This window comes from Pleomorphomonas carboxyditropha (genome assembly GCF_002770725.1).
GTDB classification, from domain to species: domain Bacteria; phylum Pseudomonadota; class Alphaproteobacteria; order Rhizobiales; family Pleomorphomonadaceae; genus Pleomorphomonas; species Pleomorphomonas carboxyditropha.
In genome coordinates, this window is record NZ_NQVN01000034.1 from 1 (window position 1) to 19,349 (window position 19,349).

General features: G+C 66.2%; 23 protein-coding genes. 16 read left to right on the forward strand and 7 right to left on the reverse strand.

Features of this window, described 5'->3' with window-relative positions; all coding sequences use genetic code 11:
* Positions 1–222 precede the first annotated feature (222 nt).
* Positions 223–507 carry a hypothetical protein gene (locus CJ014_RS25320; RefSeq protein WP_100083294.1) on the reverse strand — a complete coding sequence of 95 codons (285 nt, stop codon included), beginning with the start codon at positions 505–507 and terminating at the stop codon, positions 223–225.
* Between the two features lie 3 nt (positions 508–510).
* Complete coding sequence (tam, locus tag CJ014_RS25325) at positions 511–1,275, reverse strand: trans-aconitate 2-methyltransferase (RefSeq protein WP_100083295.1); 765 nt, start codon at positions 1,273–1,275, stop codon at positions 511–513.
* 128 nt (positions 1,276–1,403) lie between these two features.
* On the opposite strand from tam, the gene parS reads away from it, so the two are divergent.
* From parS to CJ014_RS25370, 9 genes are all read left to right on the forward strand, one after another.
* A complete protein-coding gene (gene parS / locus CJ014_RS25330; protein ID WP_245427655.1) occupies positions 1,404–1,841 on the forward strand; it encodes a type II RES/Xre toxin-antitoxin system antitoxin in 438 nt (145 codons plus the stop codon).
* Positions 1,838–2,278 (forward strand): RES family NAD+ phosphorylase, encoded by a 441-nt coding sequence (locus CJ014_RS25335; protein ID WP_100083296.1) that lies wholly within the window; start codon positions 1,838–1,840, stop codon positions 2,276–2,278. The genes parS and CJ014_RS25335 overlap by 4 nt, the downstream gene beginning before the upstream one ends.
* Positions 2,279–2,618: 340 nt before the next feature.
* Entirely contained in the window at positions 2,619–3,617 is a 999-nt protein-coding gene (locus CJ014_RS25340) for a LacI family DNA-binding transcriptional regulator (RefSeq protein WP_100083297.1), read from the forward strand.
* A 33-nt stretch (positions 3,618–3,650) separates the two neighbouring features.
* On the forward strand, positions 3,651–4,922 hold the full coding sequence (locus tag CJ014_RS25345) for an amidohydrolase family protein (RefSeq protein WP_100083298.1): 1,272 nt from the start codon (positions 3,651–3,653) through the stop codon (positions 4,920–4,922).
* Positions 4,923–5,010: 88 nt separating this feature from the next.
* Positions 5,011–5,799: an ABC transporter ATP-binding protein gene (locus tag CJ014_RS25350; protein WP_100083299.1), complete on the forward strand. Its 789-nt coding sequence runs from the start codon at positions 5,011–5,013 to the stop codon at positions 5,797–5,799.
* Between the two features lie 12 nt (positions 5,800–5,811).
* Positions 5,812–6,651: an ABC transporter permease gene (locus tag CJ014_RS25355; protein WP_100083300.1), complete on the forward strand. Its 840-nt coding sequence runs from the start codon at positions 5,812–5,814 to the stop codon at positions 6,649–6,651.
* 52 nt (positions 6,652–6,703) lie between these two features.
* On the forward strand, positions 6,704–7,765 hold the full coding sequence (locus CJ014_RS25360) for an ABC transporter substrate-binding protein (RefSeq protein WP_100083301.1): 1,062 nt from the start codon (positions 6,704–6,706) through the stop codon (positions 7,763–7,765).
* Between the two features lie 72 nt (positions 7,766–7,837).
* The gene (locus CJ014_RS25365) at positions 7,838–9,226 is read left to right on the forward strand and encodes an aminopeptidase P family N-terminal domain-containing protein (protein WP_100083302.1); all 1,389 of its coding nucleotides are present in this window, start codon (positions 7,838–7,840) and stop codon (positions 9,224–9,226) included.
* Positions 9,227–9,251: 25 nt separating this feature from the next.
* On the forward strand, positions 9,252–10,007 hold the full coding sequence (locus tag CJ014_RS25370; protein WP_100083303.1) for a glutamine amidotransferase: 756 nt from the start codon (positions 9,252–9,254) through the stop codon (positions 10,005–10,007).
* Between the two features lie 831 nt (positions 10,008–10,838).
* Here the strand turns inward: CJ014_RS25370 and CJ014_RS25375 are convergent.
* The 3 genes from CJ014_RS25375 to ettA form a co-directional block, all read right to left on the reverse strand.
* The gene (locus CJ014_RS25375) at positions 10,839–11,267 is read right to left on the reverse strand and encodes a type II toxin-antitoxin system HicB family antitoxin (protein WP_100083304.1); all 429 of its coding nucleotides are present in this window, start codon (positions 11,265–11,267) and stop codon (positions 10,839–10,841) included.
* Positions 11,268–11,312: 45 nt separating this feature from the next.
* Entirely contained in the window at positions 11,313–11,510 is a 198-nt protein-coding gene (locus CJ014_RS25380) for a hypothetical protein (protein WP_100083323.1), read from the reverse strand.
* A 269-nt stretch (positions 11,511–11,779) separates the two neighbouring features.
* A complete protein-coding gene (gene ettA, locus CJ014_RS25385) occupies positions 11,780–13,435 on the reverse strand; it encodes an energy-dependent translational throttle protein EttA (RefSeq protein WP_100083305.1) in 1,656 nt (551 codons plus the stop codon).
* Positions 13,436–13,513: 78 nt separating this feature from the next.
* Between ettA and CJ014_RS27975 the strand changes: the two genes are divergently transcribed.
* The 4 genes from CJ014_RS27975 (at position 13,514) to CJ014_RS25400 (ending at position 14,790) form a co-directional block, all read left to right on the forward strand.
* Positions 13,514–13,756 (forward strand): hypothetical protein, encoded by a 243-nt coding sequence (locus tag CJ014_RS27975; RefSeq protein ID WP_165790997.1) that lies wholly within the window; start codon positions 13,514–13,516, stop codon positions 13,754–13,756.
* A gap of 68 nt (positions 13,757–13,824) precedes the next feature.
* Positions 13,825–14,034: a cold-shock protein gene (locus CJ014_RS25390; protein WP_100083306.1), complete on the forward strand. Its 210-nt coding sequence runs from the start codon at positions 13,825–13,827 to the stop codon at positions 14,032–14,034.
* Between the two features lie 118 nt (positions 14,035–14,152).
* Positions 14,153–14,377, forward strand: a complete 225-nt coding sequence (locus CJ014_RS25395; RefSeq protein ID WP_100083307.1) for a hypothetical protein — start codon at positions 14,153–14,155, stop codon at positions 14,375–14,377.
* 32 nt (positions 14,378–14,409) lie between these two features.
* Positions 14,410–14,790, forward strand: a complete 381-nt coding sequence (locus CJ014_RS25400) for a DUF6481 family protein (protein WP_100083308.1) — start codon at positions 14,410–14,412, stop codon at positions 14,788–14,790.
* 142 nt (positions 14,791–14,932) lie between these two features.
* Here CJ014_RS25400 and CJ014_RS25405 read toward each other — a convergent pair whose 3' ends face one another.
* On the reverse strand, positions 14,933–16,267 hold the full coding sequence (locus CJ014_RS25405) for a globin-coupled sensor protein (protein ID WP_100083309.1): 1,335 nt from the start codon (positions 16,265–16,267) through the stop codon (positions 14,933–14,935).
* A gap of 450 nt (positions 16,268–16,717) precedes the next feature.
* Here CJ014_RS25405 and CJ014_RS25410 point away from each other — a divergent pair, with 450 nt between their 5' ends.
* Positions 16,718–17,215, forward strand: coding sequence for a DUF2478 domain-containing protein (locus tag CJ014_RS25410; RefSeq protein ID WP_100083310.1), 498 nt, complete (start codon positions 16,718–16,720; stop codon positions 17,213–17,215).
* Positions 17,216–17,436: 221 nt separating this feature from the next.
* On the forward strand, positions 17,437–18,186 hold the full coding sequence (locus CJ014_RS25415) for an SDR family oxidoreductase (RefSeq protein ID WP_100083311.1): 750 nt from the start codon (positions 17,437–17,439) through the stop codon (positions 18,184–18,186).
* A gap of 23 nt (positions 18,187–18,209) precedes the next feature.
* On the opposite strand, the gene CJ014_RS25420 is transcribed toward CJ014_RS25415, so the two are convergent.
* Positions 18,210–18,689, reverse strand: a complete 480-nt coding sequence (locus CJ014_RS25420; protein WP_100083312.1) for a MarR family winged helix-turn-helix transcriptional regulator — start codon at positions 18,687–18,689, stop codon at positions 18,210–18,212.
* A gap of 208 nt (positions 18,690–18,897) precedes the next feature.
* Between CJ014_RS25420 and CJ014_RS25425 the strand changes: the two genes are divergently transcribed.
* Entirely contained in the window at positions 18,898–19,344 is a 447-nt protein-coding gene (locus CJ014_RS25425; protein ID WP_100083313.1) for a hypothetical protein, read from the forward strand.
* The last annotated feature ends 5 nt before the right edge of the window (positions 19,345–19,349 follow it).

The following is a 19,349-nucleotide window of genomic DNA, read 5'->3' on the forward strand; positions in this document are numbered from 1 at the left end:
TCGCACCGATAGCCCTTCCCGGTGGAGAAGGTCGACCGTCATCCGCTCTCGCAACGAGAGCTGAGAGTAATGTTGTCCCATCGCAGCAACACCTTAGCAGGTGTTGCACTTCACACGTGAGTCTAGGGAGGACCTCGGGCAGGAAAGAGCGAGCGGACGCTATAGGGCTCCCAGGATGAAGGGTGCCTGCCAGCGCGGCAGAATGCGAGACCCGGAGCGGGCTCAGGGCGCCTGTTCCTCGCCGCCGGCGTCCCATGGCCAGGGGCCGTTGGCCTCCTTCAGCCGCTTGCGGGCGCCCTTCAGGATCTTGTCGAAATTTTCGGCCAGCGGCTCGTCGAGCGCCTGTTCGAGCAGGATCAGCACGGCGTCGAGCGCCCACACCTCGGCGTCGTCCTCCAGCGTCTCCTCAATGCCCTCGGCGTTCTCGTCGTCGACGACGCGGGCCAGCCACTCGTGCAGCACGATGGCCTCGTCGCGGCTGATGGTGAGGGTAACGGTGTCGGCCATGGTCTACCTCGTCGCGACGATGAACAGTCTCGGAAATCTCAGGAGCACGCCGCCGCCCTCGAGCGGCGGATAGGCTTCGGCCACCTTCTGAGTATAGGCGGCGAGAAAATCGGCCCGCTCGCCGTCGTCGAGCGGATCGAGGAACGGCTTGAGGCCGGTCGAGCGCACCCATTCCACCACGACGGCCGCGTCGGCGAGCGGATGGTTGTAGACGCTGTGCCAGATGTCGAGCCGCCGGCAGTGCGGCTTCAAGACCTCGTAATAGGTGCGGACCGGCGGCAGCGGCGCGCGGGCCGCGCCCTTCAGCTTGCCAGCCCAGCGGCCGCCGGCCGCCACCTCGCGCATCAGCGCGTGCGACGGCTCGCCGATGTTGTCCGGCATCTGCACGGCGAGCACGCCGCCGGGCGCCAGCTCGCCGAGCAGGCGAACGAACACGTCGCGATGATCGGGCAGCCACTGGAACACGGCGTTGGCGAACATCAGGTCGGGCGGCGCATCGGGCCGGAAGCCGGCGGCGTCGGCCTCGAGGAACACGACGCCCGGCAGCCGCGCCCGCGCCTTGGCGAGCATGGCCGGCGAGGTGTCGATGCCGAGGTGCCGCGCCCCGGGAAAGCGCTCCACCAGCAATTCGGTGGAATTGCCCGGTCCGCAGCCGATGTCGATCACCAGCGACGGCTCGGCGAGCGGCACCGCGTTGAGGAGATCGCGAGCCGGCCGCGTCCGCTCGTCCTCGAACTTCAGGTAGGTTTCGGGCGACCAGTCGGCCATGGGAGCACCCTCCTCGCTCGGGTCGGCCCAAGCAGTAGACCAAAAGCCACCGCCGACCAAGCCGCTCGCGCCGATATTGCCGATCGGGACAAATGCCGCTACATTATGGGCGAACGCCCAAGGAGGGCATGATGTCCATCGAAGCGGTCAAGGTGGTCGAGGTCGTCGGCGGCGAGCGGACGCTCGGCAAAACCATCCGAAACACCCGCGACCTGATCGCCGCGGTGCGGGCCGGTTTTCCGGCCGCCACAGTGGAGTATGTCGTCGACGCCGGGAAGATGTCGCTGACGGAGGTCGACTTCGCCGTCATGCCGAGAAAGACTCTGACGCGGCGCAGGAAGGCCGGAATGCTGACGGCCGAGCAGTCGGATCGTCTGGTCCGCGTCGCCAGGGTGATCGCCCTCGCCGAGGAGACCTTCGGCTCGCCGGACAAGGCCAAGGCGTGGCTGCGCCGGGAAACCGGTCCGCTCGACGGCGTATCGCCGATGTCGCTGCTCGACACCACCGAGGGCGCGACCCAGGTGGAGCATCTTCTCAATCGCATCGCCTACGGCATCGCGGCGTGAGCCTCGTCTGCTGGCGCATCGCCCGTGACGTCTACGCCGATCTGAGCGGTTATGGCGCCCTGCTCACCGGCGGCCGCTGGAACTCGCCCGGCCGGGCCGTCGTCTACACCGCCCTGGACGCCAGCCTCGCCGTGCTGGAGGTGCGCGTCCATCTCGACCTGCCGCCGGACCTTCTGCCGGACGATTACGTTCTCATGCGCATAGAGGCGGCCGTGCCACCGTCCATCGAGCGCGTGGACGTGGCGCCGGCCGATCCCAAGGCCTTCGGTGACGACTGGCTGGCCTCCGGCCGCACGGCCGCGCTGGACGTGCCCTCGGTCCTCGTGCCGGAGAACCGGAATCTGCTGATCAATCCCGCGCACCCCGAGGCCGTCGCATTCTCGATCGCCGGCAAGCGGCCGTTCGGCTTCGACAGCCGCCTGTGGCTCGACTGCTAGAAACGCAGGTCACGCCGCCTTGAACTGCTGGATGGCCGCGAACTCCGCCGCAAGCGAGGCGGCATGCTCTGCTACTCGAGCTTTATGCGAATAGACGCAACACCCCCTCCTTCGTAAGCGCGCGAACGGCCCAATTTTCGATCAGAGCCTCCACGCCCCGCCCCGACGCCGGGGCGGCCTATCCGAGGCCATCGGTAAAAGCCCTTAGCATTCAACGCATTCCCTGGAGCCGGTCCCTATCGGTCAACGCCCATTCGCGCGGCAAAATAAAAGCTGAATTTTATACTTGACATCAGAAACCGGTTTCTGTTGTCTTGAAACCGGTTTCCAGAGGTGTTTCATGAAGCAACCGACCATTCGCGACGTTGCGGTGTTCGCCGGCGTTTCGCCGGCCTCGGTGTCGCGTTTCCTCAATAACAAGACGGTTCTGCCTCCCGACATGGCGGCGACCATCGATCGTGCGGTGAAGACGCTCGGCTACCGACCGAACGTCCTCGCCCGCCGGCTGAGCCTCGGCACCACCGAGACCATCGGCTTCGTCACCGCCGACATCGCCGCACCCTTCTTCGCCGAGGTGGCGAGCGCCGCCGAACAGGAGGCCGAGCGGCACGGTTTCAGCCTGATGATCTGCAACACGCGCAACGAGGTGGCGCGCGAGCTCGAATACCTGCGCCGCCAGCGCGAGGGCCATTTCGACGGCGTCATCTTCATGACCAACCACCGCGACGACGGCCGGCTGCGCGAGGCGGTGCGGGCGACGCCCAACGTCGTGCTGCTCGACGAGGACGTGCCGGGCACCGACGGCCCCAAGTTCTTCATCGACAATGTCGACGCCGGCTATATCGCCACGCGCCACCTCATCGAGGCCGGCCACCGGATCATCGGCCACGTCACCGGCATGCACGGCATGATCTCGGTCGACGAGCGGCTGATCGGCTATCGCAAGGCGCTGGAAGAGGCGGGCATTCCCTATCGGGACGATCTCGTGATGGCCGGCAGCTACGACGCGGCGTTCGGCAGCGAGGCGTTCGACGCGCTGTGGGACGGTCCGATGCGGCCGACGGCGATCTGCTCGTCCTCCGATATCCTGGCGCTCAGCATCTACGCGGCGGCCAAGCGGCGCAACCTCAAGATTCCCCAGGACTTTTCCATCGTCGGCGTCGACGACCTGCCCTATCTCGACTTCCTCAACCCGCCGCTGACCTCGGTGCGCCAGCCGGCGAAGGAACTCGGCCGCCGCGGCGTCCTGGCCCTTCTCGGCAAGTACGACGGCCCCATGGAACGGCTTCCCGTCGAGTTGGTGAAACGCCAGTCGGTGGCGCCGCCCGCTCGACCTTGAACTCTCCCACGTCCCGGACAGGAGGCGCTTAGCATGATCGAATCCATGGAGCCCGCAGTCATCAAGGCCGGACGGCTGATCGACGGGACTGGCGGCAAGGTGCAGGAGGACGTCGGCATCCTGGTGCTGAAGGGCCGCATCGCCGCCATCGGCCATCGCGACGCCATCGAGGCGCCGGCCGACGCCAGGGTGATCGATCTCGGCCGGCGGACGCTGTTGCCCGGCATGGTCGACGCCCACATGCATTTCTTCGGCGTGCCGAGCCACGAGTTGCACAAGCTGCCGACCGAGCGCGAGGCCTACCGGGTGCTGCGCGCCGCCGGCGAGGCCAAGAAGATGCTGGAGGCCGGCATCACCGCCGCCCGCTGCCTCGGCTCGTCGGTCGGGCCGGATCTCTGCCGGGCGATCAACGAGGGCCACGTGCCGGGGCCACGCATCATGGCGGCCGGCGAGTTCATCTGCTCGACCGACGGCACCTGGGACCACATCGCCCTGCCGATCGACTGGGCCCGCTCGCTCGACATGATCGCCGACGGCGTCGAGAACCTCCGGGCCATCGTCCGGCGCCGGGTGCGCCGCGGCGCCCAGGTGATCAAGGTCGGCCTCTCCAAGGGCCATCACCACCACCACAACCACGCCTGGGGCGACGATCCGCACGACGAGGTGGCCGCCTTCAGCCTGGAGGAGGTGCGGGCGCTGGTCGACGAGGCCCATCTCAACCAGTTGAAGGTCAGCGCCCACTGCATCGGCGACGAGGCGGTGCGCAACGCCCTCGACGGCGGCGTCGACGTCATCGAGCACGGCTACGGCATCACCGAGGACACCCGCCGCCGGCTGGTCGACGAGAACGCGCTCCTGGTGTCGACCATCTGCCAGCTCTACTATCACGAGGAGGCGTTCGACCCCTATCACTACCCGCAGCACGAGCGGGAGGTCTACCGCCGCCACATCGCCCAGATGCGCGAGGACTTCCAGAAGAGCCTGTCGCTCGGCGTCCGCTACGCCCTCGGCACCGACCTCATCGGCTTCCCGACCCATCCGCAGAACGCGGCGGCCCGCGAGTTCGAATTCGCGGTGGACTGGGGCATGGGCGCCATGCAGGCCATCGTGTCCGGCACCGCCGTCAGCGCCGAGGCCATGGGCCTTCAGAAGGACATCGGCACCGTCGAGACCGGCAAGCTCGCCGACATGATCGCCGTCGACTGGGATCCGCTCGCCGACATCACCGAGCTCCAGCGCGTCCGCTTCGTCATGCTGGGCGGCAACGTCGTGGTCGACAAGACCAAGTCCATCCTCCTGCACTGAAAGTAGAAAACGATCCGATCCCGGGGCCTATCACCCTGACATCAAACACAAATCACACTGACCTATAAAAATAAAAGGGGAACCAGTGATGACCAGCACCGCCAGTCCGCAACACCGTCAACCGATCATCGAGGTGGTCGACCTCACGGTGACATTCCCGACCCCGGAGGGCGAGGTGACCGCCCTCGACCGCGTCGGCCTCGACATCGAGGAAAACGAATTCGTCTGCATCATGGGCCCGTCGGGCTGCGGCAAGACCACGCTGCTCAACCTGATCGCCGGCATCCTCAAGCCCAGCCGCGGCCATATCGGCCACAAGGGCAGCCCCATCACCGGCCCCGGCCCCGACCGGGCGGTGGTGTTCCAGGCCGACGCCGTCTTTCCCTGGATGAGCGTCGAGGACAACATCGGCTACAGCCTGAAGGTGCGCGGCCGCCCCAGGCAGGAAACCGAGGCCGCCGTCGACCGCTACGTCTCCCTCGTCGGCCTCTCCGACTTCCGCAAGGCCTGGCCGCGCCAGTTGTCGGGCGGCATGAAGAAGCGCGTCGACATCGCCCGCGCCTACGCCGCCGACCCGGACGTGCTGTTGATGGACGAGCCGTTCGGCGCGCTCGACATCATGACCAAGGAGCGGCTGCAGGAAGAGCTGGTCAAGCTCTGGCAGCTCAGCCCGCGCACCGTGGTGTTCATCACCCACGACCTCGAGGAGGCGCTGTTCCTCGGCGACCGGGTGATCCTGATGTCGCCGCGCCCCGGCCGCATCGCCGCCGAATACCGTCCCAACCTGCCCGCCGACCGGGACATGTCGGTCAAGACCTCGCCCGAGTTCGTCGCGCTGGCCAAGACCCTGCGCGACGCGCTCAAGACCTTTCACTGAGGGAGACCGTCCATGGCATACGCAGACACCTCGGAGGCGCGGGGCAACATGATGCACACCGTCAAACCGCCGAAGCCGTCGCGGCTCGCCGCCGCCATCCGCAGCGGCTCCTGGCTCAGCCTGCTGTCGATCGCCCTCTATTTCGCGATCTGGTTCGCGATCACCCGCGACGGCCTGGCGCTGGTCCGGCCGATCAAGTTCCCGTCGCCGGCCATGGTGGTCGACGCGGCGTTCCGCACCGCCGACCTGATCCCCGGCGACATCCTGGCGACGCTGCTGCGCGTGGCGATCGGCTTCTTCAGCGGCCTCGTCCTCGGCCTCGGGCTCGGCCTCGCCATGTCCTACAACAGGAAGATCCATTATTTCTTCGACCCGCTGGTGGAGAGCATCCGTCCGGTGCCGGTCGTGGCGATGATCCCCTTCTTCCTGATGTGGTTCGGCATCGGCGAGATCGGCAAGCTGGTGCTGATCACCCTCGGCGTGTTCGCCATCGTCGTCGTCAGCACCGTCGAGGCGGTCAGGAACGTGCCCAAGATCTACGGTCTGGCGGCGCAGACGCTCGGCGCCACCAAGTTCCAGCTGTTCCGCACCATCATCGTCCCGGCGATCGTGCCGGGGCTGGTCGGACCGCTCAGGGTGGCGGCGGCGCTGTCCTTCACGCTGGTGGTGGCGGCCGAATTCATGGGCGCCAACGCCGGCCTCGGCTTCCGCATCCTGGAAGCGAGGCGCCTCTTCAACACAGATGTCATCATGCTCGGTGTCGTGCTGATCGGAATTCTCGCAGCCGTCGTCGACATGCTGATCCGGCGCGCGGCCGCCTACCTGACGCGCTGGTCCGACAGGGCGACGTAGGCGCCTCAACCGCCGGCCAACGGCGGATAACTTCCAAACAAGGGGACCGAAAATGATCCGCATGACCATGATCGGCTTGGGCCTCGCCCTTGCCGGGGCGATGAGCTCGTCCGCTTTCGCCCAGGAAACCAAGACCGTCCGCGTCGGTATGAGCGCCTTCCAGGACGTCAACTCGCTGTTCGTCGGCATCGAGAAGGGCTTCTTCCCGGGTGTCGACTTCGAGATCCAGAACACCGACTGGCCCGGCGCCAACGAGCTGCTGATCGGCGGCCACGTCGACATCGCCTCGTCAAGCGACGCCGACGTGATCCTGCAGAACGCCCGCGGCATCCCGACCACGCTGGCCTTTCCGCTCTACTACTTCGCCGGCGGCGGCCTGATGTTCGACCCCAAGGCGCACGCCGACTGGAAGCCGCTCGCCGACACGCTGAAGGAAAACGGCGGCGACGTCACCGCCGCCATCAAGGCGACGCTGGAACAGGCCAAGGGCGCCAGGGTCGGCGTCAGCGCCGGCGGCGGCGAATACGCCTCGTTCATCGAGATGGTGACCATCGCCGGCTTGAAGCCGGCCGACTTCACCATCGTCGACCTGGCGCAGGAGGAGCTGCCGCCGGCTCTGTTGTCCGGCTCGATCGACATCATGATCTCCGGCATTCCGCAGCGCCTCGCCGTGCTCCGCGAAGGCTACGCGACGCTGATGGACCAGAGCTCGGTGCCGAGCACCGTCTCCCACGCCGGCTTCGCCGCGACGCGCGACTTCGTCGACAAGGATCCGGAGCTCGCCAAGACGATCGAGGGCGGCATCCTCAAGACCCTGAAGTTCATCGAGGAAAACCCCGACGAAGCCTTCCCGATCATCTCCAGGAAGCTGCACGAGGCCGGCACCGAGGTCTCGGTCGACGACCTCAAGAACGTCTGGAACTCCATGGAGTTCTTCCCCAACGGCAAGGCCTGGTACGAGGAGAAGGTCGTCAATCCCGAGGGGCAGTTCTACTGGAAGGCCCGCTTCGAGACGGTGGTCAAGAACCTCCAGGCCGAGGGCCGCATCGACAAGGCGCCCGCCTCCCTCGAGGACCTCAACTACGGCCTGAAGACGGTGGCCTCCGTCGACTGACCGCCTCCGTCCCGCCAAAGAACGAAGCGGGCGCCGCCCGCTTCGCCCCCTCGCCCAACACTGGAATCTCCCATGACATCGGTCAATTACAAGCAAGTCGGGCTGCCCGACTTCGGCACCCCCACGGTCTGTCCCGAGCTGTCGGGCGGCATCTACCGCGCGCGCTTCGACCGGCTCCTGGCGGCCAAGAAGGCGGCCGGCCTCGATACGCTCGTCGTCTATGCCGATCGCGAGCATTGCGCCAACCTCCATTATCTCACCGGCTTCGATCCCCGCTTCGAGGAAGCCTTGATGGTGGTGGCCGACCGCCGGGTGCCGCTGATCCTGACCGGGCCGGAAAACCTCGGCCGCGCCGCCGCCGCCGCCATCGAGGTGGAGGCCAGGGTCTATCCGCCGTTCGGCCTGCTCGGGCAGGACCGGACCAGGACGCCGCCGCTCGCCGATCTCCTGGCCGACGCCGGCGTGGCGGCCGGCGCCAGGGTCGGCCTGATCGGCTGGAAATACTTCACCGGACAGGAGAGCCGGACGCCCGAGCTATGGTCGGAACTGCCGGCCTATATCGTCGAGACCATCCGCGCCGTCGCCGGCGACGGCGGCCGCGTCGTCAACGCCAACACGCTGATGATGGCCAACGAAACCGGGCTCCGGGCGATCAACGAGATCGACCAGTTGGCGCAGTTCGAATTCGCCGCGTCGCAGGCCTCCGAGGCGATCAAGCGAATGCTGTTCGGCATCCGGCCGGGCATGAGCGAATATGAGGCGGTGGGCCTGATGCAGCTTGTCGGCATCCCCCTCAGTTGCCACGTCATGCTGTCGACCGGCGCCCGCGCCGTCGGCCTGTCGAGCCCCAGCGGCAAGGCGATCGAGATCGGCGACGCCTTCACCAGCGCCGTCGGCCTGTGGGGAGCGCTGACCTCGCGCGCCGGCTGGTTCGTGGCCGGCGAGGAACAGTTGCCGGAGGCGGCCCGCGACTATCTCGACCGGCTGGCCAAGCCCTATTTCGCCTGCGCCGCCGAGTGGTACGCGACGATCGGCATCGGCGTCACCGGCGGCGAGATGGACGCGCTGGCGCGGCGGCACCTCGGCGACCCGTTCTTCAACCTGATCCTCAACCCCGGCCACCTCATCCATCTCGACGAGTGGATGAACACGCCGGTCTATCCGGGCAGCGGCGAGCGCTTCCAATCCGGGCAGGCGGTGCAGTGCGACATCATCCCGGCGGTGGGCGACCCCTATTTCACCACCAACATCGAGGACGGCATCATCCTGCTCGACGAGCGCGGCCGGGCCGCGTTCCGCGAGGCCCATCCGGAGGCCTGGGGCCGCATCGAGGCGCGCCGCGCCTTCATGGACGACGCGCTCGGCATCAAGCTGAAGCCGGAGGTGCTGCCGCTCAGCAACATGCCGGCCTACCTGCCGCCGTTCATCCTGGCGCCGGAACGGGCGCTGACGCTGCGCTGACATCATACCAATCGGGGAGAGATCGATGACAAGGACAAGGGTGCTGCTCGCCGGGGAATCCTGGATCAGCCAGACGACGCACGTGAAGGGCTTCGACAAGTTCTCGACCGCCGAATACCAGACCGGCATCGATGGCCTGCGGGCGGCGCTCGAAGACAGCGACATCGATCTCGTCCACATGCCCGGCCACGAGGTGCCGACGCGCTTTCCGGCGACGCTCGAGGCGATGGACGCCTACGACGTCATCGTCATCAGCGACATCGGCGCCAACAGCATCCTGTTGCATCCCGACACCTTCGTGCGCGGCCGCCGCACGCCGGACCGGCTGAAGCTGCTGGCCGAATGGGTGAAGAAGGGCGGCGCCTTCATGATGATCGGCGGCTACTACAGCTTCCAGGGGCTGGGCGGCGAGGCCCGCTATCGCGGTACGCCGGTCGAGGCGATGCTGCCGGTTTCCATCCATCCCTGGGACGACCGCGTCGAGGTACCCGACGGCTTCCTGCCAAGGCGCCTCACGGAGCATCCCGCCATCGCCGGCATCGACGGCGACTGGCCCTGGCTGCTCGGCTACAACGAGGTGGTGGCGAAACCCGGCGCCGAGGTGGTGCTGGCGGCCGGCGACGGCGATCACCCGCTGCTGGTCGTCGGAACCCACGGCAACGGCCGCACCGCCGCCTGGACCTCCGACATCGGACCGCACTGGCTGCCGCAGGAATTCATCGACTGGCCCGGCTACGCCCGGCTCTGGCAACAGACCTTCGCCTGGCTCGCCGGCCGTTGAGGGTGTTCCGAGGGCATAGTACCAGTGTGCCGACCTATCCCTTTGTTTCCCAATATAAAGCTGTCATCCTCGATATAAAGCTGTCATCCTCGCGCAGGCGAGGACCTCAGGCAGAACAAAGCTCCAACGCCGATATAGAGCTCCAGCAACGCAAGGCGCCTGATACGCCCCTCATCACCTTCTCGTCCCGAGGTCCTCGCCTTCGCGAGGATGACAATCTATGGGAGGCGATGCGCTCGGCGGCGACGGCGTAACAGGGACTGCACCTGCGTACCCGGGAATTTGCCTCCGGGCACCAGTGTTCCGACCTATCCCTTTGTTCCCCATATATAAAGCTGTCATCCTCGATATAAAGCTGTCATCCTCGCGCAGGCGAGGACCTCAGGCAGGACAAAGCTCGACGCAGACATAGCGCTCCAGCAACGCAAGGCGCCTGATACATCCTTCATCACCTTCTCGTCCCGAGGTCCTCGCCTTCGCGAGGATGACAATCTATGGAAGCGACGCGCTCGGCGATGACGGCGTAACAGGGACTGCACCTGCGTACCCGGGAATTTGCCTCCGGGCACCAGTGTTCCGACCTATCCCTTTGTTCCCCATATATAAAGCTGTCATCCTCGCGCAGGCGAGGACCTCAGGCAGGACAAAGCTCAATGCCGATATAGCGCTCCAGCAACGCAAGGCGCCCGATACGCCCCTCATCGCCTTCTCGTCCCGAGGTCCTCGCCTGCGCGAGGATGACGATCTATATATATGTTTTTATTATATGAATCCCATTTTCACGCAAGCGGGGACCTGGCAAGGCATGGCTGGTCTGCCCTCCACTCTATGTCAGGCGGCTTTCTCCACGCCGATCACCAGCCGTCGGCCAAGCGCCGCCAGCGCCTGTTCCAGCATGGCCAGCTTGGTCGGGTGCATCGGGTCGAGAATGCGCCGGGCTTCCTTCTCGTCCTTGCCGATCCGGCGCGCCAGCTCGCTGCGGCTGATGCCGGCTTCCGCGAAAGCCTCCAGCACCGCCAGCTTGGCGGTGATGTCGGACGGCGGCGAGATTGTCTCGCCTGTCGCTTTCGGCTCCGGCAGGGCGCGTCCCATGCGTATATAGGCGAGCAGCGCGGTGCCGAGCGCGTCGGCCGCCTGCAGCCGGGCATCGCTCATGCCCTCGCCCTCGGTGATGGCCTCGGGCACGTCCGGAAACGTGACCACGATGATGCCGGGATCGTCGCCCGGCTCGAATTGCGCGGCATAGCCGTAGGTCTTCACGTCCTGTCCCTCCATGGTCCGACCGGAGCGGCGAAACGCCTGCGTTCAATCGAGCCCCAGCGTCTTGCGTATCTTCCTCTCCGTCTTCGGATCGATCTCGCGCGAGGGGAGCGTCGTGAACCTCTCGCCGATCCACACCATCGCGTGCCCGCCTTTTCCTCGGCCCTTGTCGAACTGGAAAGGAAGCCCGCGCGCCTTGGCCTCGTCCCGAAGGTCGGCGATGAAGCGATCCCGCTTGTCCATCGGCGCCTCCGTGCCGGCAGGGTGAATCTCGGACATTTTTGTCCGAGAGTCAAGCAGACTCGGACAAAAATGTCCGAGGACAGCGTTCTTCGTATACGGCGGCCACGCTCCGGACGATCCTCACACTCATCGGGCGCCGCCGCTTGCGTCGAGGAAGGGTGGCATCCCGTGAAGGCGAGGACCTCGGGCAGGACAGACCAATCGGCCGATAGAGGCCTCCGCCTTTCGTGCTCGGACCGCCGCAACGGCGCGGCGGCCCTCAGCCATCCTCACCGCGTCAGCGGCTTGTACTTCACCCGGTGCGGGTTGACGGCATCGGCGCCGAGGCGGCGCTTCTTGTCTTCCTCGTAGGATTCGAAGTTGCCCTCGAACCATTCGACGTGGCTGTCGCCCTCGAAGGCCAGGATGTGGGTGGCGAGGCGGTCGAGGAACATGCGGTCGTGGCTGATGATCACGGCGCAGCCGGCGAAATCCTCCAGCGCTTCCTCGAGGGCCGCCAGCGTCTCGGTGTCCAAGTCGTTGGTCGGTTCGTCGAGCAGCAGCACGTTGGAGCCGGACTTGATCATCTTGGCCATGTGCACGCGGTTGCGCTGGCCGCCACTGAGCGAGCCCACCTTCTGCTGCTGGTCGCCGCCCTTGAAGTTGAACGACGAGCAATAGGCGCGCGAGTTCACTTCCTTCTTGCCGAGGTATATGACGTCGACGCCGCCGGAGATTTCCTCCCAGACGGTCTTGTTGGGGTCGAGCGCGTCGCGGCTCTGGTCGACGTAGCCGAGCTTCACCGTCTCGCCGACCTCGATGGCGCCGCCGTCGGGCGTCTCCTGGCCGGTGATCATGCGGAACAGCGTCGTCTTGCCGGCGCCGTTGGGGCCGATGATGCCGACGATGCCGCCCGGCGGCAGCGAGAAGCTGAGATCGTCGATCAGCAGGCGATCGCCGTAGCCCTTGGAAAGCCCCTCGACCTTGATGACGTTGTCGCCGAGGCGCGGTCCGGGCGGGATGACGATCTGGGCGTTGGTGACCGTCTGCCGCTCCTCGTTGCGCTTCAAGAGTTCGTCGTAGGACTTGATGCGCGCCTTCGACTTGGCCTGACGCGCCTTGGGGCTGGCGCCGATCCACTCGCGCTCGCGCTCCAAGGCCCGCTGCTGGGCGGCCGCCTCGCGGCCCTCCTGCTCCAGGCGCTTGGTCTTCTTTTCGAGATAGGCCGAATAGTTGCCCTCGTAGGGAATGCCGCGGCCGCGGTCGAGCTCGAGGATCCAGCCGGTGACGTTGTCGAGAAAGTAGCGGTCGTGGGTAACGATCAAGACGGCGCCGGGGAATTCGCTGAGGTGCTTTTCCAGCCAGGCGACCGACTCGGCGTCGAGGTGGTTGGTCGGCTCGTCGAGCAGCAAGAGGTCGTGGTTCTCCAGAAGCAGCTTGGCGAGAGCCACGCGGCGCTTCTCGCCGCCGGACAGCGTGGAAACGTCGGCGTCGCCCGGCGGGCAGCGCAGCGCGTCCATTGCCATCTCGACCTTGCTGTCGAGGTCCCAGAGGTTCTTGGCGTCGATGATGTCCTGGATCTTGGTGGCCTTCTCGGCGTTCTCGTCCGAGTAGTCCATCATCAGCGCGTTGTATTCGTCGATCAGCGCCTTGTCCTTGGCGACGCCCAGCATGACGTTGCCGAACACGTCGAGGCTCGCGTCGAGCTGCGGCTCCTGCGGCAGGTAGCCGACGGTGGCGCCCTTGGCGAGCCAGGCCTCGCCGGTGAATTCCTTGTCGAGCCCGGCCATGATCTTCAGGAGCGTCGACTTGCCCGAGCCGTTGGGGCCGAGCACGCCGATCTTGGCGTCCGGGTAGAACTGCAAGTTGATGTTGTCGAGAACCTTCTTACCGCCACCGTAAGACTTGGTGGTGCCGTGCATGTAGTAGATGAACTCGCGCGCCATGGCGTGTCGACCTTCCGGTGGGCGGGTTTGCGTTTGGCCGGTGTTCTAGAGCATCCGCCGCCGGAAGGGAAAGCAAAAATGCGGACGGCAGCCGCCTCGCCGGAGCGATACGAATTCATGCCGCAAGAACACAATCGATCTCAATTCAGCCAAGATTTGGCCCGCCCGGCCGGGGCAATTCAGAATAAAATACCTTACGCGGTAAAATTAAAGGTTGACTATCTGGCCCAAAATCTCTATCCGATAGCTCATCGATATTTTCTTGCCGAGCTTTGGTTACGACGCGTCTGGCACCGCGTTTTGAGCGAATCCTCCCTTTAAAGCATCGTTAACACCATCCGCGGCGCTTCTGTGCCGCGATCTTCAGTCATGCTAGGGAAGGGTTCATCATGACCACTGGCACAGTTAAATGGTTCAATTCCACCAAGGGTTTCGGTTTCATTCAGCCTGACAACGGCGGTCCGGACGCCTTCGTCCACATCTCGGCGGTCGAACGCGCCGGCATGCGCGAAATCGTCGAAGGCCAGAAGCTCAGCTACGACATGGAGACCGACAAGAGGTCGGGCAAGATGTCGGCCAGCAACCTGCAGCCGGCCTGATCGGGATCGGCTCTCCCTTGACCACGGATGTACTGGCATTGCCGAGAGCATGAAACCAAACGAGGTCAGGCAGCCTGCCTGGCCTTTTTTATTGCCGCACCACCCCACGAGGATTCCCATGGCCGAGCAATACAGCAAGCCGCGTCAACAGGCCGAGATCGCTTTCGGCAAGACGCAATCGCAGTTCTTTGCGCGCGGGCGCGCCTTCGAGGAACTCGATTCGATCACCGCGGCCCGCAACGAGAAGACCCTGCGGCTGCGCGAGGTGCGTCTTGCCAAGGAGCTGCAGGACAGCATCGCCCCGGCGGCCAAGCCTGCGCCGAAACGAGCCGGCAGATCCTGACCGCCGAGCAACACCCGAACAGGACCAGAGATTTGAGAGCCATCAAGAACAAAGACCTCAACGACCGTCGCAGCACCGCGAACGACGCCAAAGCGGCCCAGCTTCAGGCCTATCGCGCCGCCATCGCGGCCGCCGCGCCGACACGTGAAGCCAGGCAGGCGGAGCGCTTGGCGATCGCCGAGGCGCGGGACGAGCGCCGCGCCGAGCGCGAGCGGGTAAAGCTCGAGGAACAGAACCGCATCGCCGCCGAAGCGGCAGAGCGCGAAGCCGCCATCGCAGCGGCCGCCCGAGCCGAAACCGAAGCGCGCGAACTGGCCAACAAGAATCGCATAGCCCGCGTCCTCGAGGACGAAGCGGCGCGCAAGGCCGAGCGCGACCGGCGCTACGCCAACCGCAAAGCCCGCCGGGCCTGAAGCATCCGCCCGAAAAGTTGCAGACTTTTCGGACCGAGCGGATGCGCGAAAGCAAGAGTTCCAGCATCCGCCCGAAAAGTTGTGAGGCTTTTCGGACGGGCGGATGCGTAGGCGTGCGCGGCCGATCGGCAGGAAAGCGCCGCTAGTTCTGCGCCACCTTGGCCGTGAAGGTGGCGACGCTCTCCTTCAGCACGCCGGCCTGCTCGACCAGTTCCTGGGAAATCGCCGACACGTGGCGGGCCGAGCCGGTGGTCTTCTCGCTCTCGCCCACCACCTCGCCGATGGCGACGGCGATTTCCTCGGCCGATCGCGACACGCCCATCGCCGAGCCGGCGATATCGGCAGTGGCCGACGACTGCTGCTCGACGGCGGCGGCGATGGCCGTGCCGATGCGCGCCACCTCCTCGATGGTGTCGGTGATGCCGGAAATGTCGGCCACCGACTGCTGCGTCGCCTGCTGGATGGCGGCGATCTGGCCGGTGATCTCCTCGGTGGCCCGCGCCGTCTGCGCGGCGAGCGACTTCACCTCGCTCGCCACCACCGCGAAGCCCCTGCCGGCCTCGCCGGCCCGCGCCGCCTCGATGGTGGCGTTGAGCGCCAGGAGGTTGGTCTGGGCGGCGATGGAGGAGATCAGCTCCACCACCGAGCCGATCTTGTCGACGGCGTCGGCGAGGCCCTTCACCGAGGCGGCGGTGCGGCGGGCGCCGTCCACCGCCTTGGAGGACACCGACAGCGACGCCTCGGCCTGGCGGCCGATCTCGCCGATCGAGGCATGCAACTCCTCGGTGGCGGCGGCGGTGGTGGCGATGCCGTTGCCGGTCGCCTCCTGAGAATCGCGGATGCTGTCGCAGCGGCCGGCCACCGAGGCGGCCTGCGTCTCGAGCGCGCCGGAGTTGGCGCCGAGGTCGGCCGTCATCCTGCCCAGCGTGCCGAGCATGGCGTTGATCGAGGCGTCGAAGTCGCAGATCGCCGCCTGCACGCGGTCCTGCCGGTCGCGGATCTGCTGGATCAGCGTCTCGCCGTAGACGGAAACGGCGATGTCCATGTCGAGCAGCACCGCCTTGGTGACGGTGGCGATCATGCGCGCTGCCCGGGCGCCGGACAGCCGGGCCTGCCGGCCCATGATCACCGACACCTGCTGCAACACGTCGTTGTAGCCGGCGATATACCAGTGCGGCTCCAGCCCGATGCGGACATGGGCGAGGCCGACGCGGTGCACGCTCTGGAAATAATCGGCATCGAAGCGGGCCGAGAACAGCCGCTTCCAGTGCTCGTATTGCGCCTTCTTGAGATGGTCGATGCGGCCTTCCACCAGCGCCGCCAGCTTGGGCTCCTGCTTCCAGCGCTTGTAGAACACGTCGAGGATGTCGCCCATCCGCCGGTCGAGAATGCCCCAAGCGGCGCGAATGTCGGCGCAGGCCGCCTCGTCGATGCCGTAGGCCTTCGTATGGCCCTGAAAGTCGTCCCACGCCGCCATTCTTGAGCTCCGTTGCCGAGGCCGGAATCCGTCACGCGAATTCGCCTGAACGCAACTATAGGTGGATTAGGATTGACAAATTCTAAATTCCGGAGAAATCAATTCAGAAAGCCGAATGCAAGGCCGGCCTCCGGTCACAAGCCCGAGATATCCGCCGCGCCCACCCGCGCGATCGCGCTTCTCTCTCGGGGAGACCTATATTCGCCGCTCGCCCCATCCTGCCCGAGGTCCCCGCCTGCGCGGGGATGACAACTTGATGGATACCCGCGCAAGCCGCTACAGCGCTGTTTCCTATATAAGACTGTCATCCTCCGCGAAGGCGGAGGACCTCGGGCAGAACGGAGCGCAACGCGGTTATCGGGCGCGCCCGCTGGCATTCCGCCGGCAAAGCCGCTACGGTCCCTCATCCCGCAACACCGCCCCCCCTCCAGCAACAAGCGACACGCGGACATGGCAAGGCTCGCCGCCATCCTCTACCCGCCCGGCACGGACATCGACGCGCTGCTTGGCAGCGTCGCGCGGCCCCTCGCCGCTGCCGGCGCACGGGTCGGCGGCGTCGTGCAGGCGCGCGACGCCGAGGGCTGCCAGGGCATGGCGGTGGTCGATCTCCGGGACGGCCATGCTAGGTCGATCGCCCAAAACCTCGGGCCGCTCTCCACCTCCTGCAAGCTCGACACCGCGGCGATGGCCGATATCGCCGGCGACCTCGAACGGCAGATCGACGCCGGCCTCGACCTGCTGATCCTGAGCCGCTTCGGCAAGACCGAGATCGAAGGCAACGGCTTCCGCTCGCTGTTCGGCCGGGCGCTGCTCTCCGGCACGCCGCTCCTGACCGGCGTCCGCGCCGAGAACGCCGCCGCCTGGGCGGCCTTCCACGGCGGCCTCGGCACCGACCTGCCGCCCGACGAGGCGCAAGTCCTCGTTTGGGCAAGCGGCGCGGTGCGCTGAGCCAGCCTCTTCGCCACGTTTGGCGTCGTTGCCAACCGTAACAGCCGGACTCCTCCCAAGAGCCACTCGATATCCTAGGTATTGGCAACATGTTGTCAATCCAGGCATCGCGTTATAATTGACATCATATTGACAATATAGCTGTCGCAAGTCATTGAGACACCTTACTGTCAAGAAGGACCAACCGCCGGCGGCAACCCCGGTGCGACGAAGGAAACGACATGCGTCTTGAAAACAGCGTGGCCCTGGTAACCGGCGCCAGCCGTGGCATCGGTGCCTCGGTCGGCCGGATGCTCGCCGGCTACGGCGCGGCGGTCGGCGTCAACTATTTCAGCAACCGAGACGCGGCCGAGGCCGTCGTCGCGGACATCGCCGCCACCGGTGGCCGGGCCATCGCCGTGCAGGGCGACAGCCGCGATCCGGATGCCATGACCGCCGCGGCACGCGAGGTGGAAAGCGCCCTCGGCCCGATCGACATCCTGGTGATCAACGCCGCCATGGCCTTTCCGACCAGACCCTTCCTGGACATCGGCTGGGCCGATTTCGAGGCCAAGGTGACCGGCGAGGTCGCCTCGGCCTTTCATGTCTGCAAGGCGGTGGCGCCGGGCATGGCGGCGCGCCGGCACGGCTCGATCATCGCCATCAGCAGCACCCTGTCGCGTCAGCCGGCGCCCGGCTACAGCGCGCATACTACCGCGAAATCCGGCCTCGACGGCTTCGTCAAGTCGCTGGCGCTCGAACTCGGCCCACATGGCGTTCGCGCCAATATCGTCGCACCGGGAATAACCGACACCGACGCCACGGCGCACATTCCGGGCGACGTCAAGGCGGCGATGGCCGAGCACATCCCGCTGCGCCGGCGCGGCACGCCGGACGACATCGCGCGGGTGGTCGCCTTCCTGGCGTCCGACGCCTCGGGATACCTGACGGGCGCCTACTTGCCGGCCAACGGCGGCAACCTGATGCTCTGAGGCGCCGCCGGCTTCGGACCTTTTCAGCCGTCGGCGTCCGCCTTTTGCGCGGCCGCCTCCAGCTTGCGGCGAAGCCGCAGGATGACCTCGTGCACGGTGGCGATATCCTCGACGCTCAGGCCCTCGGCGAGCTCGTTCACCCAGGGCGTCTGGAGGGTCATGGCATCCTGCATGGCGGCGCGCCCCTTGTCGGTCAGCGCCACCAGATGGGCGCGCTTGTGGTGGGGATTGGGCTCGAAGGTCACCAGTCCGTCCCGTTCGAGGTCGTTGACGATCCGCTGCACGTTCTGGCGGCTGGCGCCGATATCGCGCGCCAGCCAAGCCACCGGCCGCGGCTGCTGCCCGGCGACGATGGTGCCGAGAACCTGCCACCGCGCGCTCGTCAGCCCGAGCCCGGCGACCAGCCGGTCGCCCGAGGCGAGCAACAGGCTGTTGAGCTTGAAGGAATCCAGCATCAGGCTGGAAAGGCGGGCGCCCGCCGGGGTGTGGCCGTCAACGGTCATTGTAAAATCCCAGCCATTTTGACATCATGTTGCCAATATGACCGAAAGGCCGGATCGGCGCAACGGGCCACACGTCCTCCGGCGCCCCCTCCTTTCCTGGGGTCAGCGGCACAACGACGCCATCATATTGGCATCATACGATCTAATTGACAGTATATTACCAAATTGGTATTAAGTTGGCCGTCAACACTTCACCCGGGAGCGCTCCATGCTCAAGCGCCTGCATCCGGTGGCCGGCGGCATCGCCCTTGCGACGATTTCCGTCTTCTGGCTGTCGACCCTGTTGAGCGAGGCCTTCTCGCCGCCGGCGACAGTCACCGCGGTCAAGACGTCGATCCCCTGGGGATTTCTGCTGCTCATCCCGGCGCTGATCGCCGCCGGCGCCAGCGGCTTCAGGCTTTCCAGGGGCAACCGCCGCGGCGTGGTCGGCGCCAAGGCCCGGCGAATGCCGTTCATCGCCGCCAACGGCGTCGTCATTCTCGTTCCCGCGGCGATCTATCTGGCCGTCAAGGCGGCGGCCGGCGAATTCGATACCGGCTTCTACATCGTCCAGGCCGTGGAACTGATCGCCGGCCTGATCAATATCGCGCTGCTCGCGCTGAGCTTCCGCGATGGTCTGCGCCTCACCGGTCGGCTCAGAAAACGGCGAGCCTGATGCCA

What these genes read in the sequence shown, in the direction of transcription:
- CJ014_RS25365 (WP_100083302.1), top strand. Translation starts at nt 7,838, where the DNA reads ATGACATCGGTCAATTACAAGCAAGTCGGGCTGCCCGACTTCGGCACC.
- CJ014_RS27975 (WP_165790997.1), top strand. Translation starts at nt 13,514, where the DNA reads ATGCGGACGGCAGCCGCCTCGCCGGAGCGATACGAATTCATGCCGCAA.
- CJ014_RS25350 (WP_100083299.1), top strand. Translation starts at nt 5,011, where the DNA reads ATGACCAGCACCGCCAGTCCGCAACACCGTCAACCGATCATCGAGGTG.
- CJ014_RS25370 (WP_100083303.1), top strand. Translation starts at nt 9,252, where the DNA reads ATGACAAGGACAAGGGTGCTGCTCGCCGGGGAATCCTGGATCAGCCAG.
- CJ014_RS25380 (WP_100083323.1), bottom strand. Translation starts at nt 11,510, where the DNA reads ATGGACAAGCGGGATCGCTTCATCGCCGACCTTCGGGACGAGGCCAAG.
- CJ014_RS25390 (WP_100083306.1), top strand. Translation starts at nt 13,825, where the DNA reads ATGACCACTGGCACAGTTAAATGGTTCAATTCCACCAAGGGTTTCGGT.
- tam (WP_100083295.1), bottom strand. Translation starts at nt 1,275, where the DNA reads ATGGCCGACTGGTCGCCCGAAACCTACCTGAAGTTCGAGGACGAGCGG.
- CJ014_RS25405 (WP_100083309.1), bottom strand. Translation starts at nt 16,267, where the DNA reads ATGGCGGCGTGGGACGACTTTCAGGGCCATACGAAGGCCTACGGCATC.
- CJ014_RS25415 (WP_100083311.1), top strand. Translation starts at nt 17,437, where the DNA reads ATGCGTCTTGAAAACAGCGTGGCCCTGGTAACCGGCGCCAGCCGTGGC.
- CJ014_RS25410 (WP_100083310.1), top strand. Translation starts at nt 16,718, where the DNA reads ATGGCAAGGCTCGCCGCCATCCTCTACCCGCCCGGCACGGACATCGAC.
- CJ014_RS25420 (WP_100083312.1), bottom strand. Translation starts at nt 18,689, where the DNA reads ATGACCGTTGACGGCCACACCCCGGCGGGCGCCCGCCTTTCCAGCCTG.
- CJ014_RS25395 (WP_100083307.1), top strand. Translation starts at nt 14,153, where the DNA reads ATGGCCGAGCAATACAGCAAGCCGCGTCAACAGGCCGAGATCGCTTTC.
- CJ014_RS25345 (WP_100083298.1), top strand. Translation starts at nt 3,651, where the DNA reads ATGATCGAATCCATGGAGCCCGCAGTCATCAAGGCCGGACGGCTGATC.
- CJ014_RS25340 (WP_100083297.1), top strand. Translation starts at nt 2,619, where the DNA reads ATGAAGCAACCGACCATTCGCGACGTTGCGGTGTTCGCCGGCGTTTCG.
- CJ014_RS25355 (WP_100083300.1), top strand. Translation starts at nt 5,812, where the DNA reads ATGGCATACGCAGACACCTCGGAGGCGCGGGGCAACATGATGCACACC.
- CJ014_RS25320 (WP_100083294.1), bottom strand. Translation starts at nt 507, where the DNA reads ATGGCCGACACCGTTACCCTCACCATCAGCCGCGACGAGGCCATCGTG.
- CJ014_RS25360 (WP_100083301.1), top strand. Translation starts at nt 6,704, where the DNA reads ATGATCCGCATGACCATGATCGGCTTGGGCCTCGCCCTTGCCGGGGCG.
- ettA (WP_100083305.1), bottom strand. Translation starts at nt 13,435, where the DNA reads ATGGCGCGCGAGTTCATCTACTACATGCACGGCACCACCAAGTCTTAC.
- CJ014_RS25425 (WP_100083313.1), top strand. Translation starts at nt 18,898, where the DNA reads ATGCTCAAGCGCCTGCATCCGGTGGCCGGCGGCATCGCCCTTGCGACG.
- parS (WP_245427655.1), top strand. Translation starts at nt 1,404, where the DNA reads ATGATGTCCATCGAAGCGGTCAAGGTGGTCGAGGTCGTCGGCGGCGAG.